Here is a 15,695-nt window from a genome sequence, read left to right as displayed (position 1 = left end):
CTCAGGCACTCCGAAGCAGTGGGCGGGTCCGAAGGCCATTGGCCAGTGCCCGCAATTCGTCAAAAGTCATCCGGCGGCGGCCTGTCTCTGCCGCCGTATCGGGGAAATCCGTGCGGGCATGGCCGCCGCGCGATTCCTGCCGCAGCAGGGCAAAAACCGCGACTGAAAGGGCAACACAGGCCGGGTCGGCCTCTGGCCCGTCACCTTCGACCAAGGTCAGAAGTTCGGCAATCGCCGCGCGCAGTCCCTCTGCATCGCGCCGCAATCCAAGGGCGCGCGACGCGATCCGCCGCACCGCCGCGGGATCAACCATTGGCGGCATACGAACCGGCATGGCCCCTGCCCCGCGTTCGGTGGTGGCGTCGCCTGACACATCCACAGCCACGTCCACTGCCGCGCGACGCGCCATGACGACCGCCTCCAGCAGGGAGTTGCTGGCCAGCCGATTTGCCCCGTGCAGGCCGGTTGCCGCGCATTCGCCAATGGCCCAGAGACCGCGAAGGCTTGTGCGCGCCTGAGCATCCGTGTCGATTCCGCCCATATGGTAATGCGCGGCAGGACGCACCGGGATCGGATCGTGGGCAGGGTCCATCCCCGCCGCCTTGCAGATCGCGTCGATGCCGGGAAACCGTGCGGCAAACCCTTGGCCCAAGGCCGCGCGCGCATCCAGATACACCCCTCGCCCGGCGTCGATCTGGCTTTGGATCGCGCGGGCCACAACATCGCGCGGCGCTAGCTCTGTTCCCGGCACGTCCGCCATGAACCGCCGCCCGCTTTCATCGACCAGAACTGCGCCTTCGCCGCGCACCGCCTCGCTGATCAGCGGCAAGGGAGCCCCTGTTGCGTTCAGCGCCGTCGGGTGGAACTGCACGAATTCCATATCCGACAGGCGCGCCCCGGCACGGGCCGCCATCATCACGCCCTGTCCAAAATTGCCCGCAGGGTTGGTGCTTGCCTCGAACAGGCCGCCGATCCCGCCCGTGGCCATGACCACGCGCGCGGTTTCCAGAACCCGCCCATCGGCCAGCAAAACGCCGGCAATGCACCCGTCGCGCACCAGTAAACGCCGCACATCGGCGCCGTCCATCACCGTGATCGAAGGACAGGCCAGCACCGCATCCGCCAACGCGCGGGTGATCCCCGCGCCCGAGCCATCGCCGCCCACATGCAGGATGCGCCGCCGGGAATGTGCGGCCTCCAGCCCAAGGGCAAAGCCCCCCTGCCCCGTCCGGTCGAACCGCACGCCGTGGGATTCCAGCGCGGCAATCGCGTCCGGCCCCTCGGCCAGTATCCCGCGCGCCACCTTGGCATCGCAAAGCCCCGCCCCGGCGGACAACGTGTCGGCCAAGTGCAGGTCAACGCTGTCATCCGCGCCGACGCAGGCAGCAATGCCGCCCTGCGCCCAAAGGCTGGAGCTTTCCTGCCCCAGCCCCGCACGGGTCAGCAGAACCACCGGACGCGGCGCCAGCTCCAGCGCACAGATCAACCCGGCGATTCCGCTGCCAATGACCGCGATCCGGCCCTGCGTCCCGGCCAGCCCGTCCATCAGACCGCCAGCATCCGTTCGACGGCACGCCGCGCGTCATTGGCAATGGCCGCATCCACAGTGACCTCGTGCCGGTTGTGCTCCAGCGCTTCGCGGATGTTGGACAAGTCGATCCGTTTCATGTGCGGGCACAGGTTGCAGGGGCGCACAAAATCCACATCCGGGTGATCGACCGCCACGTTGTCGCTCATCGAACATTCGGTCAACAGCACAACACGACCCGGTTTCTTGTCCCCAACAAAATCGGACATGACCGCCGTCGATCCGGAGAAGTCCGCCTCGGCCACGACCTCTGGCGGGCATTCCGGGTGCGCCAGAACGGTCACACCGGGATAGGCCTCGCGCATGGCGCGCACATCCTCGGCGGTGAACAGCTCATGCACCTCGCAGTGGCCGTTCCAAGCGATGATCTCCACATCCGTATCCCGTGCCACGTTCTTGGCCAGGTATTCGTCCGGGATCATCAACACCTTGGGCACGCCAAGCGACTCGACCACCTGTTTCGCATTGCCCGAGGTACAGCAGATGTCCGATGCTGCCTTTACCGCGGCAGATGTGTTCACATAGGTGATGACCGGCACACCGGGATGCGCCTGCCGCAGCAGCGCGATGTCCTCAGGCGTGATCGACTCAGCCAGCGAACACCCCGCCTGCATGTCGGGGATCAGCACCGTCTTTTCCGGGTTCAGCAATTTCGCCGTCTCGGCCATGAAATGCACCCCGGCCAGAACGATCACATCTGCCTCGACCTCGATCGCCTTGCGCGCAAGCGCCAGACTGTCGCCGACGATATCCGCCACGCCATGAAAGATCTCGGGCGTCTGGTAGTTATGCGCGAGGATCACAGCGTTTTTCTCGCGCTTCAGCGCCAGGATGGCTTCGATATCATCCTCAAACCGCATCCAGTCAGGCTCGGGGACGATCTTGCTGACCCGGTTGTAGAGGTCGGGAAGGCGAAGGTAAGTCATGACGGCTCCTTATACTCGGGATGAGTACATTGGGAACCCTACTTATTCTCAGTTCGAGACTATGTCAATGGCGTGACACGGGCAGCCGGGACCCCGACAGGGCTTGTGCCCTCAACACGGTGGGCCGATAGCGATAGAGCTTGGCCGGACGGCCACCTGTGCCGCTCGACATTTCGCCGGTTTCCTCGATCAGTTCCTGCTGATCGACCTGCCGCCGGAAATTCGGCTTGTGCAGCCGCAGGCCCGACAGCGATTCCACCGCGCGTTGCAGCTGTAGCAGGGTGAAAGCATCGGGCATCAGTTCATAGACGACGGGGTAATATTTGATCTTGGCCCGCAACCGGGCGATCCCGGTCGCCAGAATGCGGCGGTGGTCCCCGGCCATCGGACGGCCAAAAGCCTCCCGCGCGGGGCGCGACGGGCTTTCCGCCAGACCTGCTTCGTACATCAGTTCATAGCGGTGCAGGGCCAGATCCTCGTTCCATGGCAAGCCATTCAGGCCGAACAGAAAATCCACGCGCTGACGCCGAAGTTCATCCTCTGCGGCCCATACCAGCAACCTGTCGGTGATCTGGGTCAGCACCTCTGGGCGGCTGTCGCGGTGGTCCTCCCAAGGAAAATACTCGTACCAGCCATGCCAAGCCGGTTTGCCGGCACCGGGCGCCACCTGTTCGCGCACAAGCCCCAGATAGCCGATCGAAATCTGACGCGCCGCATCGCCGGACACCGCCGGATCGCGGTCCCGGTCCGCAAAGGTATAAAGCTGCTCAAGGAACCCGACAGGATGGCCGGTCTGACTTTCGATCCAGTCCCGCAATCCGCTTTGCAGCGTCCGGTGGCCGGATTCGAAAGGACCAGAGGGCAAAGCCTCTCCTGCCCTCACGGTCATCACCCGCGGTTCATTGTCCGTCACCGCGACAAGAACCGCGATCAGTTCGGCTTTTGCAAATTCTGCGCGCACTTGAACACCTGTCACCTTCCGCGCAACCCGATAGCATGATCGTCAGTTCACGCAAATTCCCAGCGGCAGGAACAGATGGCCCAGAGGGCGGCCGGTCAGAAAGAGGTGCCTTTCGACAGGCCAAGCGCACGGATCTGCTGGGACATCTGCACAAAGGATCCGTCCACATGTTTGCAGATCACAAGGTGCGCGCGCGCCGCGTCATGCGCGCGGCAGGCGGCGACAATCTCATCGTGTTCTTCCTTGATGGTCTCGAACCGGGCAGGCGATATCCGCAAGCGGGCCGCCTGCACGTTCAACGAGGTCCGCAGATTGTGCCAGATCTCTGCCGCCGTCTGGTTGTAGTGGTGACGACTGAACACGTCGTGAAATTCGAAATCCAGCTTGCGAAAGGCCCGTTGTTCGGCATGTGGCGTGGCCTTGATCTTTGCCTGAATACTCTCCAGTTCGTCCACCATCTCGGGCGAGGCATAATCCGCGAACCATGTGACGAAGTAAGGTTCCAGCATCTGGAGCACTTCAAAGACGTTCTGAAGGAACCCGGTGTCAGTGGGCCGGATCGTAGCCCCCTTGTTCGGGTGGATCTGGACAAACCCTTCGCCCTGCATCCGGCGCAACACCTCGCGAACCGGGCTGGTGCTGGTGCCAAAGCGATCGGCCAGTTCCGAAACTTTCAGACGTTGCCCCCCGGCCAGACGCCCTTCGTAGATGTCATCGAGGATCGCATCGTACAGCGAGGTTTCCTCGGTCCCGTCATCCTTTGCCATGCGCCACGCCTGTTTTTTCGGATTAGCAGCCACTATAGCAATGCCCCCTGCGTTGGGAAATAGCGCGGATCTCCATGCTCAGACCTCCCCCGCGTAATGGCACAACACGTCCGCGCCGCCGATCTGCCGGGCGGGCGGACGCGTTTTCCGGCACAGGTCGGTGGCATGGGGGCATCTTGGCGCAAAGCGGCACCCGGATGTGGGCGCGGTCACATCCACGGGTTCGGCCCCTGCCCCGGCCTTGCGGCGACGCTGGCGCGGGTCGGCCACCGGCACCGCCTGCAAAAGAGCCCGGGTGTAGGGATGGCGCGGCTCGCGAAAGAGCGTCCGGGTATCCGCCACTTCGACGAATTGACCACGGTACATCACCGCCACACGGTCGCAGATATGTTCCACCACGGCCAAGTCATGCGCGATAAAGACAAAGGTGAGCGCAAACTCTTCTTGCAGATCCTGCAAGAGGTTCAGCGTCTGCGCCTGAATGGACACGTCCAGCGCCGACACCGCCTCGTCCGCGACCACCAGTTCCGGCTGCGTGGACAGCGCACGCGCAATGCCAAGCCGCTGGCGCTGCCCACCGGAAAACGCGTTGGGATAGCGGTGCATGAACTCGCGCCGTAACCCGACGTTTTCCAGAAGGCCGCCAACCCGCTCGGCCAGCGCCTTGCCCTTCAGCCCTTCGGATTTCTGCAAGGCCTGCCCGACGATGTCGATCACCCGCAGGCGTGGGTTCAGCGAAGCCTGCGGATCCTGAAAGATCATTCGCAATTTGCGCCAGGACTGCCGCAACTGGTCGATCTGGGCATTGGCCAGTTCCACCTCGTCCCCGGACTGGGGGCGAAACCGGATGCTGCCGTCGCTGGGGTTCAACACGCGAAGGATACAGCGTCCCAGCGTCGTCTTGCCGCTGCCGGATTCCCCCACGATGCCAAAGGTTTCGCCCCGCTTCACATCGAAAGACACGGCATCGACGGCTACGAAGCCCCGTGCCGGTTTGGACATCAAGCCACCCTTGGTGCCGCCGAATTCCATCGTCAGGTCACGGACTTCGAGAATGGCGTCAGACATCGGTGCTCTCCACATCGTGCAGGAAACAGGCAACTTCGCCGCCGTCCAGCCGTCTTAGCCGGGGTTCGCGCAGGTCGCAGGTGCCCGGCATGAACCGGTCACAACGGGTGCGAAAGGTACAGCCCGAAGGCCGCGCCAGCGGATGGGGCACCATGCCGCGAATGGCAGGCAGCCGCTCTTTTGACGCCATCCCGATGCGCGGAACAGAATCCAACAAGGCGCGGGTGTAGGGGTGGCGCGGATTTTCGAACAGCCCGTAAACGTCCGATTTCTCGACGATCTTGCCCATGTACATCACCGCCACGTCGTCGGCGACCTCTGCCACCACGCCAAGGTCATGGGTGATCAGCATCACCGCCATCTGCAATTCTTCCTTCAACTCGGCAATCAGGTCGAGGATTTGCGCCTGCGTGGTCACGTCCAGCGCAGTCGTCGGTTCATCCGCGATCAGAAGACGCGGCTGACAGGACAGCGCCATGGCAATCATCGCCCTCTGCCGCATCCCCCCCGACAGCTCGAATGGATAGCTTTCGTACCGTTCCGCAGGGCGCGGGATGCCGACGCGAGCCAGCATGTCTATGGCTTCTTCCTTGGCTTCGGCCTTGGACACGTCACGATGCAGACGAATGGTTTCGGTGATCTGCTTACCGATCTTCTGGATCGGTCCCAGCGAAGACATCGGTTCCTGGAAGATCATCGAAATGTCGCTGCCCCGGATCGAACGCAACTCGCGCGAACCGGGGCGCGCCCGGGCCAGATCGACTGTGCGGCCATCGGCAGCGTGATACAGGATGCTGCCGCCGGTGATCCGCCCCGGCGCGTCGACGATGCGCAGGATGGATCGGGCGAGGATCGACTTGCCGCAGCCGGACTCCCCCAACAGGCACAGGGTGCGGTTGGGCTGAATATCCAGATCCACGCCTTCGACGGCCTTCACCAACCCGTCGTCGGTGAAGAAATGCGTTTTCAGCCCGCGGATCTCGATCATCGGAGGGTCAGTGTGCATAGGGATCTGCGGCATCACGAAGTCCGTCTCCAAGGAAATTGAGTGCAAGAACGGCGACCACGATGACCGACCCGGGGGCAATCAACAGCCAGGGGGCCTCGATGATGGTGCGGATGTTCTGCGCTTCTTTCAGCAATGTGCCCCACGACACGATGGGCGGTTGCAGGCCGATCCCAAGAAAGGACAGCGAGGTTTCGGCAAGGATCATCAGCGGCACGGCCAAGGTCAGCGATGCGATGATATGGCTGGCGAAACTGGGCACCAGATGTTTGCGGATCACCTCCCAGTCGGACAGCCCGTCCAGCCGCGCCGCGGTGACGAAATCTTCGTGCCGCAGGGACAGGAACTTGCCACGCACTTCGCGTGCAAGCGTTGTCCAGCCGATCATCGACACGATGATCGTCACAACGAAATAGGTCCGCAGCGGCGGCCAGTCCAAGGGGATCGCCGCGGCCAGCCCCATCCACAGCGGGATCGTCGGGATGGACCGAAGGAACTCGATCAACCGCTGGATCGCATTGTCGATCCAGCCGCCGTAATAGCCGGAAATCCCGCCAAGGCTGACACCCACGATCAGCGAAACCGCCACCCCCACCAGACCGATCGACATGGAAACGCGCGTGCCCATGATGATCCGGCTGAGGATATCCCGACCCAGTCGATCCGCACCAAGGAAATAGACCTTGTCGCGTGGGTTCACCGGACCAAAGAAATGCCGGTTGGTCGGGATCAGCCACAAGAGCTTGTATTCAAAGCCCTTCACGAAGAACCCCAGCGGGATCACCTTTTCCGGATCTTCGACGAAATGACGGCGCATGGCCTCCCGGTCGATTTCCATTTTCAGGCCCCGGGCGTGCAGGATGAAGCGGCTTTCACCATCTTCGCCGGGGGCGAAGAAATGGATGCCTTGCGGCGGCGCAAAAGGGGCACGTGTGTTGGTCTGCACATGGCTGGCGGGGCTCAGGAACTCTCCGAACAGGGCCACGAAGTAGACGAACCCCACGATGAACAGGCTGACGTAGGCGATCTTGTGGCGACGGAACTGCCGCCACATCAACGCCCAGGGCCCCAGCAGCGCGGGTGTCTTGACCGACTGGGCGGCCTGCGCCTCTGTGGATGTTTCTACGGCTGTCATTGGTAACGAATCCTCGGGTCGACCCAAGCAAGCAGGACATCGGACAAAAGCGTGCCGATCACCGTCAGAAGGCTGACGATCAGGATCAGCGATCCGGCAAGGTACATGTCCTGCACCAGAAGCGCCCGCAGCAGGAGCGGCCCGGTGGTGGGCAGGTTCATGACCACCGCGACGATGATTTCTCCCGACACGAGGGTCGGCAGGATCCACCCGATGGTCGAGATGAAAGGGTTCAGGGCGACGCGCACGGGATACCGCAGCAAGAGCTGGAATTCCGACATGCCCTTGGCGCGGGCGGTCACCACATAGGGGCGGTACAATTCGTCCAGAAGGTTTGCCCGCATGATGCGGATAAGGGCCGCAGCCCCGGATGTGCCGACCACGAAAACCGGCATCCAGATATGTTGAAGCAGGTTGCCGAACTTGGCCCAGGACCACGGCTGGTCAAGGTATTCGGGACTGACCAGCCCGCCGACGGACTGGCCGAAATACTTGAAAGCCACGTACATCATGACCAGCGCCAGCAGAAAATTCGGCACGGCCAGCCCGACAAACCCGAAGAAGGTCGCAATGTAATCGCCAACCGAATACTTGCGCACCGCCGAATAGATCCCGATTGGCAAAGCGACGATCCAGATGAACACCAATGTCAGGATCGAGATCGCAAAGGTCCAGCCCAGCCGGTCCCAGATCACATCCGTCACTGGGACGTTCTTTTCAAAAGAGATGCCGAAATCGCCCTCGAATAGGATGCCGGTCATCCATTTCCAGTATTGCAGGTACATAGGCTGACCCAGCCCGTACTGCTCGCGCAGCTGTTCCACGACGGCGGTGTTGTCTACGCCCGCCTCGCCCATTTCGGCGGCAAGGCTGTCAAGATAGTCGCCCGGCGGAAGCTGGATGATGATGAAGGTCACGATGGAGACCAGAAAGACGGTCGGGATCATGTAGAGAACCCGCCGCAGGATGAAGCCGCCCATGTCTTCTCCGTTGCGTTGCACAATGAGGTCGGGGCGCCCGCCGGGAGGAGATGCAGGCGCCCCAAGGGTACTTCGGATCAGGGCAGGTTGGCACCGCCTTCGAAGTACATCTGAGCGGTATAGGGTGCCGGGAACCAGAGCTGGCCGCTGATCGGCAGCGGATCCGGCACGTTGCGGACGTTGTTGCGGGCAATCCCGAACACCGGATCGGTGTGGATCATACCGACGGTGAAGAACTGCTCGGCCTGCATGTCCAGCAATTCGAACATCAGCTCTTGCTGCCGTTCCGGCGTCGCTGCGGCGCGGATTTCCTTGTACTTTGCAAAGATGTCCTTGACGCCCTGTGGCGGCTCTTCACCGGTCGACGGATCCAAGCCCCATGCGGCCCACTCTCGCGCCCAGCTGACCGAGTTCGAAATCATCGGCATGTAACACATGGGCGAGGTGTAGATATCCGCCTGCCCGCCCGAACAGTTCCAAAGGTAGGCATCGAAATTGTTCGAGGTGTGCAGCTCGATCAGGCGCGACCGGTCTGTGGCACGGATCTGGAAATCCAGCCCCACGTCAGCGGCATAGCCGGCGATCAGTTCCATCGCATCGGGGAATTGCATCCCGAATACATCCGCGACGAGGAAGATCATGGTGAACCGTTTGCCATCCGGGCCAAGGCGATAGCCTTCGCTGTCCTTCTCGGGCAGCACCTTGTCCAGGTATTCGTTCGCCAGATCCGGATCATATTCCGTGTACTGCTTTTGATACTCTTCGCGGTAAAAGGTGCTGCCACGGCGCGGTGCAACCTGTGCAGGCTCCCCTGCCCCGAAGTACAGCAGGTCGATGATTTCCTGCCGGTTCACGGCGTGGCTGACGCCAATGCGGAAATCCTTGTTGTTGATGACCTCACGCTTGACCGGATCGGTATGGTTGAGGTTCATCATCGGGATCATGCTGTTGCCCGGCAGATCGCCCACATCAAAGAACCGATACTTGCCGCGCTCCATATTGTCGGTCAGCGCCGCCTTGTTCGACGGCCGCCCGATGTGGCGCAGCATATAGTCGATCTCGCCGTTAAAGGCCTTCAGCAGGATGGTTTCCACATCCTCGACCTGATCATAGGTGATGCGGTCGATATAAGGCAGCTGCTGCCCCTTGCTGTCGACCTTGTAGTAATAGGGATTGCGCACGGCCACCACGCGGTCGGTAGCGCCATAGGCATTGGTCAGATGCCATGCGTGCAGCGTTGGGCGATCCGGGTTTTGCCAGAACAGCGGCGTGTCCATCGGCCCGGCCTTGAGGTTGAACAGCTGTATCCAGTTGCCCGCCGCAGGCTCTGCATCGACCAAAGCCTGCACGTCCGCGTTGTACTTGGGCATGAACTGGCTGAGGTAATGTTTCGGAAAGGCCGTGGGGTGATAGCCAAACCCATAAGCCAGACCCTGAAGGAAAAGCCCGTTGGGCGCACCGAAATCGAATTCGACGGTCACCTCGTCGATCTTGGTCACCTTCACCGGGCCATTGGGACCGACAAAGGTCGCGTCCTTGTTGGGCGTCAGGTCGGGATCGGAAAAGACATCTTCGTACCAGAACATGATGTCATCGACGGAAAAGGGCGCGCCATCCGACCATTTCATCCCGTCACGCAGGGTGAAAGTAAACTTCGAGGCGTCATCGGACACGGTCCAGGACTTCGCGATATTGGGGCGGATCTCTTTCCAGTCCGGGGACCAGCGCACCATGTTATCGCTACCGATGGTGCGGACCATGTTGTGTTGGTCGCCGCCCCCCAGAATGGCACGGCGCAGGGTGCCGCCGTATTCGCCCGGCCCCTCGATTACATCCATGACCAGCGGCTCTGCGGGCAGACGTTCGTCCACCGGTGGCAGGCTCCCCTCCGCCACCATGCGGGCCAGGTCCGGCGCTTCTTCCCATGCGACCGCGGGCGCGGCCATCGCCATGGCGATGACACTGGCCAGCGTCGTCATTCTCCTCTTTCTCAGCATTGGTTTCCTCCTCCTTGCTGAACGTATTGGTCACCAGTTGGTGACAGATCCATCCGGCCGCCAAAGATGCGGCGGCTCGACATGTTGGGGGGTGGTGGCCCGGATCTTGTCCTCGTCCACCTCGACGCCCAGACCCGGCCGGTCGGGCACCTTGTAGGTGATCCCCTCCAGCGGGATCTGAACGGGGAAAAGCTCTGGATCGTGAAAGCCCAGATCCTCGGTCGGTCCCTGCCGGGTCTCGGCCCAGCTGAAATTCGGCACCGCCGCCGCCATGTGGATCGTTGCCGCGGTACAGACCGGGCCCAGCGGATTGTGCGGCATCAGGTCGATGTAGTGGCGTTCGCACCATCCCGCGACCTTCATCGCCTCGGTGAAGCCCCCGATATTGCAGATATCCAGCCGCATGTACTGGGTCAGGCCCTGTTCGATATACGGCGCGGCCTGCCACTTGCTGGCGAACTCTTCGCCCACGGCAAAGGGGATATTGGTCATGGCGCGCAGGGTGCGATAGGCCTCGGGCGTCTCGCAGCGGATCGGTTCCTCGAGGAAGTCCAGCGTCCCGGCAGGTAGCCGGTTGCAGAAATCCGCGGTTTCGGCGATCGACAGGCGATGGTGCAGGTCGATGCCAAGACACAGGTCCGGCCCAAATTCCTCGCGCAACGCGATCAGCTCCCTGCTTGCACTGTTCAGGTTCTTGCGCGGATCGAATTCACCGTTGCCATTGAACTCGCCCGTGTAGATCCGCAGGCAATCCCATCCGGCATCGACCAGCACCCGCGCTTTTGCGATCAACTGGTCCAGATCTGTGGATTGCGCACTGGGGAAGGTCGGGATCTCGTCGCGCTGCTTGCCCCCCAGCAATTGATAAACCGGCACGCCCAGACGTTTGCCAAGGATGTCATACAGCGCGATATCGATGGCGGACATGGCGGCGGTCAGCACGCGCCCGCCTTCGAAATACTGGCTGCGATAGCTTTCCTGCCAGATGCGCCCAATCTGGTTGGAATCCTTTCCGACAAGAAAGCTGGCGAAATGGCGGATCGTTGCGGCAACCGAATCTTCGCGCGCTGACAGTCCGGATTCGCCCCAGCCCACCAGCCCGTCGTCGGTCGTGACTTTTACCAATAGCTGATTGCGGATGCCGACGCGGGCCAGCAGCGGTTCGATGGCGGTAATCTTTGACATGGAAACAGGCCTTTCAGTGCCAGCCGACGCGCGGCGCGGCGGGGATCATGCCGGGACGGTCCGCCGCGATACTCGCGGTCAGCCGGTCGCGGTGTCCCGCAGCCCCGGCATCGTCCCAGAGGTTGGTCATTTCGTGCGGGTCGAAGGACAGGTCGTACAGCTCCCCTGCCCCGCTTTTCAGGTCGATCGACAGCCGATGGGTCGCGGACCGCACCGTGCGCAGGTCAAGGTCCACGCCGCTGCGCGCCGGATCGACTTCCCATTCGTTGTGGGCGACCTCACGGGTCGCGCCCGTTATCACGTCCATCAGCGACCGCCCGTCATCCGGCGTCACGTCAAGCCCGCAGAGGTCGGAAAGCGTCGCACGCAGGTCCAGCGTGGACACCGGGGCATCAAATCGCCCGCTGGCAATGCCCGGTCCCGCCATGACCAGCGGAACACGCAGCAGGCCATCGTACAACATCGGCCCCTTCAGCAGCAGCCCGTGATCGCCCAGCCACTCACCATGGTCCGAGGTGAAGATCACGATGGTATTGTCCAGTCGACCGCTGGCTTCCAGATGATCGAGGATGCGTCCGATCTGGTGGTCAATGGCTGCGATCATTCCGTAGTACACGGCGATCACATCACGCAGGTCGCGATCCTCCAGCGCGCCTTCCCACCCCCAAAAGGGCTGATCCCCGGCGTGTTCCCTCTTTTGATTGCGCCGTGCCGGGCTTTCCAGAAAGGCGCGGTGCCACCATGGGCGACGGTCCAGATCCAGCTCGCGATGCGGCGGCAGGTCCACCTCAGCCGGGTCATACAACCGAGACCACGGATCGGAGGCAAGGAACGGCGGATGCGGATCCGGAAAGGACACCCAGGCCATGAGAGGATTTTGGCGGTCCTTGGTCAGCATCTCTATCGTCCGGTCGCCGATCCAAGTGGTTGATTGCCATTCATCCTCAAGGGCCGAGCGCCAGACCTGCTTGTGCCGTGTCAGCGGGGCGCTTTTTTCCTTGGCCTTCGCCCAGCGTGTGCCCCCCTGCCCGTCCCAATCCAGAAAGTTTTCGTAGTGAAGCGTGTAGGGGCGATCTTTCCATCCGCAATGATGGTGGGGGCGCAGCATCAGTTCGACCTGTTCGAAACCCATGTAGGGTCCAGTCCAATCCTCAGGGAAATCCGCGACCGACGTGTAGCATTCCGGTTGGTCCGTCGGCTCAAAGGTCTCATGTGTCGACAGATGGGCCTTTCCGACGAACTGAGTGTCATAACCGGCTTTACAAAAGATCCCGCCCAAGCCCTCCTCGGCAAACGCCGGGTCCAGGTTGCGGCCATTGTCGCGAACCCCATGGCTATAAGGCAGCTTGCCGGTCAGGATCGACGCCCGTGCCGCCTGGCACATCGGATGAGGTGCAATACAGGTGTCGAACCGGGCACCTCGGTCCGCGATGCGCTGGATGTTCGGTGTGCGTACTTTGCGTCCTGCACCACCGATGCAATCCCCGCGATGCTGGTCAGTGGTGATTAGCAGAATGTCGGGCGTGGCGTTCATTGCGACGGTTCGCCTGCCTGTTTGCGATATGTTTTCACCTGTCCCCCCGGTTCGACGTGCATGTGGCATTTTCGAGTAATGATCTTTCCTAAATCGTCGATTATTTACTTTCCCCTGTCGACTATTATATTTTGGTCAGACCAAAAATATTGATCATGTTGTTGAGACCAAAGGAAACTTTCTTTGGAAACCGACCAGTCAAAGGACCTCGATATGACGATTCTCACGCCATCTGATCCACTCACCCGTCTTGATGTGCATGTATTTCGGGTGCCGCTGGCACGGCCCGTTCGCACCAGTTTTGGCGCTATGCGGGACCGCCCCGCGGTGTTCCTGCGGCTGGAAGACAGCAGCGGTGCCTTTGGCTGGGGAGAGGTCTTTGCCAACTGGCCGGCGGCCGGGGCCGAGCATCGCGCCCGGCTGCTGGTCGAAGACCTGGCCGATTTGTTCATCGGTCAGAGCTATGATCGGCAAGACGGTCTGTTCGTATCCCTCACAAGACAGACCCACATTCGCGCCTTGCAGTCGCGGGAATGGGGTCCTTTCGATCAGGCGATTGCCGGTCTGGATATTGCCTACCATGACCTTCTTGCCCGCAAGGCCGCCCTGCCCTTTGCAAAGTTTCTTTCGGCGGACGCTCCGGACAGTGTTCCGACCTATGCCAGCGGGATCGACATCCGTGAAGCCGAAGAGGTGATCGCAGCCTGCCGGGAGCGTGGCCATCGGGCTTTCAAGGTTAAGGTTGGCTTTGAGCTTAGTGACGATGTCGCCCGGTTAATCCATCTGGCCGACAACCTTGGAACCTCCGAAAACCTAATGGCTGACGTCAATCAGGGTTGGGATTTGGATCAAGCACGGCATGCGCTTCGTCGGTTGGCGAAATGCCCGCTGACATGGGTTGAAGAGCCCATAGCCGCAGATGCCCCGAAGGAACATTGGCAGTCTCTTGCGCGGGAAAGCTGGGTTCCGCTTGCGGGTGGTGAGAACATCGCCGGGCTGTCCAGTTTTATGAAAGCGATCGAGACTCTTCCTTTGGCTGTCATGCAGCCAGATGTCATCAAATGGGGTGGCATCAGTGGCTGCGAGAAAGTTGCGCAAGCTGCCATTGCCCGAGGCATCAGTTATTGCCCGCACTTCCTTGGTGGTGGCGTGGGCCTTTTAGCATCAGCAGGTTTGCTGGCGGCAGTAGGTGGTGACGGGTTGCTGGAATGTGATGTAAACCCAAATCCACTACGCGACGCATTTCTTGGGACCGGGAATGTTGGTCCGGCAGATCGGCTGCCCCTGCCCGCTTCTCTTGGACTGGGTTTCGATACGTTGCCCGATTGCATAGCCGAGTTTCAAACCTTGCACGCCGTCGCAACAGTGTCCGGTTTTGAGTATCATGCATTTGGTTGATCATAGCTCGGTTATGTCGAGGCAAACTGATGTCCACCGCGGTGGACATCAGACTTTGATGCCAGCTGTTGTTCGATCCTCAAGGCGCGACAACAGCTTTTGCGGACAAAACGAATCCGCCTTAGACCCCAGTGTAATGCTGCGGAAATAGGCCGGGAGGCTTCGGATCTTGGCGCTTTTTTGAAGCAGAATGAAAAGCGTCACGGCGACATTACGTAGCCCCATTTTCTTTGTGGCTGCGCTCATCATTGCGTTGTCAATTCCCATCATGGGTGCCAGAAACCAAGCGTGTTGCTCAATAGTCTGCCAATCTCGGATAGGTTCCGCTGAAAAGGACTGTGCTTCCGAGCAAATCTTCATGAGCGCGTCGGGTGTTACGGCTGGGCTGGCCTTTTCAGAATCAATTATTTCTTTTTCTGACTTAGAATGATGCCGGACATTTTGCCCGTCATTGGCGGACAAAATCGGCGTTTCGGGCTGCTCAGGATGCGATATTTGCTCTTGTTTCGGGAGGGCAGGCAATCCGTCAAGCAGCGTTTGATAGTCGTTGGCTGACATTTTGCGACGGAGGATCCTGCGGGTATCCTCTGTGTCATAGGTGCAGTCCTGAATTTCTTCCAAAGCGGCCAGATGCGAAAGGATCTTTTTGCGCAGGAAACGGCATCGACGACGTTCTTCCTCGGCCTGATGAGCCAGCGCGACAATCTGGTCGCGCAACGCAAGGAGGGGTTCAAGGGAAAGACCGAAACTGAGCGTTTCACCTTCGGGAGACCGAACACGATAACGTTTTCGGTTCGGGCTGTCTTGCCGAGAAAGGAACCCGATCTCTTCGAACCGGTTCAAATGGCGACGGACTGTTCGTTCGTCCACGCCACCGGCGCGCCGGCACAATTCGATGTTAGAGGCAAAGACAACCAGACCTTGGCCAGGCTTCAAAAAGCTCAGCATGGCCTGCAAGGTTTGCAGATGCCCGGAGCGCAGGCCCAACAAGCAGCGCGCGTCGCGCACAGCCTGAAAGAGTTCCCAGAGCGGGTTTTGAGTTTTTGATTCGCGCACGACGTCGGGTCCCGTGACGACCACGGGAGAGGGGACTTGTCTGAATGTCATGGTGTTTTTCACCGAACAGCCGTCAGGCCACACCAAGACCGGT

At 61.0% G+C, this 15,695-nt stretch carries 13 protein-coding genes; 1 reads left to right on the top strand and 12 read right to left on the bottom strand.

Annotated elements, in window-relative coordinates:
* Position 1 precedes the first annotated feature (1 nt).
* The 11 genes from KJP30_RS16685 to KJP30_RS16635 all read right to left on the bottom strand — a co-directional run bounded on the left by KJP30_RS16685 (position 2) and on the right by KJP30_RS16635 (position 13,147).
* Entirely contained in the window at positions 2–1,546 is a 1,545-nt protein-coding gene (locus tag KJP30_RS16685) for an L-aspartate oxidase (RefSeq protein WP_218450475.1), read from the bottom strand.
* Positions 1,546–2,514 (bottom strand): quinolinate synthase NadA, encoded by a 969-nt coding sequence (gene nadA, locus KJP30_RS16680; protein ID WP_218450474.1) that lies wholly within the window; start codon positions 2,512–2,514, stop codon positions 1,546–1,548. Before nadA ends, KJP30_RS16685 begins: the two co-directional genes overlap by 1 nt.
* Before the next feature lie 64 nt (positions 2,515–2,578).
* Positions 2,579–3,475, bottom strand: coding sequence for an NUDIX hydrolase (locus KJP30_RS16675; RefSeq protein ID WP_218450473.1), 897 nt, complete (start codon positions 3,473–3,475; stop codon positions 2,579–2,581).
* Between the two features lie 95 nt (positions 3,476–3,570).
* Positions 3,571–4,242 carry a GntR family transcriptional regulator gene (locus KJP30_RS16670; protein ID WP_218450472.1) on the bottom strand — a complete coding sequence of 224 codons (672 nt, stop codon included), beginning with the start codon at positions 4,240–4,242 and terminating at the stop codon, positions 3,571–3,573.
* A 78-nt stretch (positions 4,243–4,320) separates the two neighbouring features.
* Entirely contained in the window at positions 4,321–5,310 is a 990-nt protein-coding gene (locus KJP30_RS16665) for an ABC transporter ATP-binding protein (protein WP_218450471.1), read from the bottom strand.
* Positions 5,303–6,298, bottom strand: coding sequence for an ABC transporter ATP-binding protein (locus KJP30_RS16660; RefSeq protein WP_218450470.1), 996 nt, complete (start codon positions 6,296–6,298; stop codon positions 5,303–5,305). Before KJP30_RS16660 ends, KJP30_RS16665 begins: the two co-directional genes overlap by 8 nt.
* Before the next feature lie 7 nt (positions 6,299–6,305).
* Positions 6,306–7,451 (bottom strand): ABC transporter permease, encoded by a 1,146-nt coding sequence (locus KJP30_RS16655; RefSeq protein ID WP_218450469.1) that lies wholly within the window; start codon positions 7,449–7,451, stop codon positions 6,306–6,308.
* A complete protein-coding gene (locus KJP30_RS16650; protein ID WP_218450468.1) occupies positions 7,448–8,431 on the bottom strand; it encodes an ABC transporter permease in 984 nt (327 codons plus the stop codon). The genes KJP30_RS16655 and KJP30_RS16650 overlap by 4 nt, the downstream gene beginning before the upstream one ends.
* A gap of 77 nt (positions 8,432–8,508) precedes the next feature.
* Positions 8,509–10,410 carry an ABC transporter substrate-binding protein gene (locus KJP30_RS16645; protein WP_218450467.1) on the bottom strand — a complete coding sequence of 634 codons (1,902 nt, stop codon included), beginning with the start codon at positions 10,408–10,410 and terminating at the stop codon, positions 8,509–8,511.
* Between the two features lie 48 nt (positions 10,411–10,458).
* Complete coding sequence (locus tag KJP30_RS16640; protein ID WP_218450466.1) at positions 10,459–11,613, bottom strand: mandelate racemase/muconate lactonizing enzyme family protein; 1,155 nt, start codon at positions 11,611–11,613, stop codon at positions 10,459–10,461.
* Between the two features lie 13 nt (positions 11,614–11,626).
* Positions 11,627–13,147 carry a sulfatase family protein gene (locus KJP30_RS16635; protein ID WP_218450465.1) on the bottom strand — a complete coding sequence of 507 codons (1,521 nt, stop codon included), beginning with the start codon at positions 13,145–13,147 and terminating at the stop codon, positions 11,627–11,629.
* A 213-nt stretch (positions 13,148–13,360) separates the two neighbouring features.
* Here KJP30_RS16635 and KJP30_RS16630 point away from each other — a divergent pair, with 213 nt between their 5' ends.
* A complete protein-coding gene (locus tag KJP30_RS16630) occupies positions 13,361–14,545 on the top strand; it encodes a mandelate racemase/muconate lactonizing enzyme family protein (RefSeq protein ID WP_218450464.1) in 1,185 nt (394 codons plus the stop codon).
* 48 nt (positions 14,546–14,593) lie between these two features.
* On the opposite strand, the gene repC is transcribed toward KJP30_RS16630, so the two are convergent.
* A complete protein-coding gene (repC, locus tag KJP30_RS16625; protein ID WP_218450463.1) occupies positions 14,594–15,652 on the bottom strand; it encodes a plasmid replication protein RepC in 1,059 nt (352 codons plus the stop codon).
* Between the last annotated feature and the right edge of the window lie 43 nt (positions 15,653–15,695).

Source organism: Antarctobacter sediminis (assembly GCF_019218285.1).
GTDB classification, from domain to species: Bacteria; Pseudomonadota; Alphaproteobacteria; order Rhodobacterales; family Rhodobacteraceae; genus Antarctobacter; species Antarctobacter sediminis.
Note: the sequence above shows the minus strand (reverse complement) of the source record. Positions and strands in the feature narration are given on the sequence as shown.

Coding starts and splice junctions, on each gene's coding strand:
- KJP30_RS16660 (WP_218450470.1), bottom strand. CDS start 6,298: ATGATCGAGATCCGCGGGCTGAAAACGCATTTCTTCACCGACGACGGG.
- KJP30_RS16640 (WP_218450466.1), bottom strand. CDS start 11,613: ATGTCAAAGATTACCGCCATCGAACCGCTGCTGGCCCGCGTCGGCATC.
- nadA (WP_218450474.1), bottom strand. CDS start 2,514: ATGACTTACCTTCGCCTTCCCGACCTCTACAACCGGGTCAGCAAGATC.
- KJP30_RS16655 (WP_218450469.1), bottom strand. CDS start 7,451: ATGACAGCCGTAGAAACATCCACAGAGGCGCAGGCCGCCCAGTCGGTC.
- KJP30_RS16650 (WP_218450468.1), bottom strand. CDS start 8,431: ATGGGCGGCTTCATCCTGCGGCGGGTTCTCTACATGATCCCGACCGTC.
- repC (WP_218450463.1), bottom strand. CDS start 15,652: ATGACATTCAGACAAGTCCCCTCTCCCGTGGTCGTCACGGGACCCGAC.
- KJP30_RS16670 (WP_218450472.1), bottom strand. CDS start 4,242: ATGGCAAAGGATGACGGGACCGAGGAAACCTCGCTGTACGATGCGATC.
- KJP30_RS16665 (WP_218450471.1), bottom strand. CDS start 5,310: ATGTCTGACGCCATTCTCGAAGTCCGTGACCTGACGATGGAATTCGGC.
- KJP30_RS16630 (WP_218450464.1), top strand. CDS start 13,361: ATGACGATTCTCACGCCATCTGATCCACTCACCCGTCTTGATGTGCAT.
- KJP30_RS16635 (WP_218450465.1), bottom strand. CDS start 13,147: ATGAACGCCACGCCCGACATTCTGCTAATCACCACTGACCAGCATCGC.
- KJP30_RS16645 (WP_218450467.1), bottom strand. CDS start 10,410: ATGACGACGCTGGCCAGTGTCATCGCCATGGCGATGGCCGCGCCCGCG.
- KJP30_RS16685 (WP_218450475.1), bottom strand. CDS start 1,546: ATGGACGGGCTGGCCGGGACGCAGGGCCGGATCGCGGTCATTGGCAGC.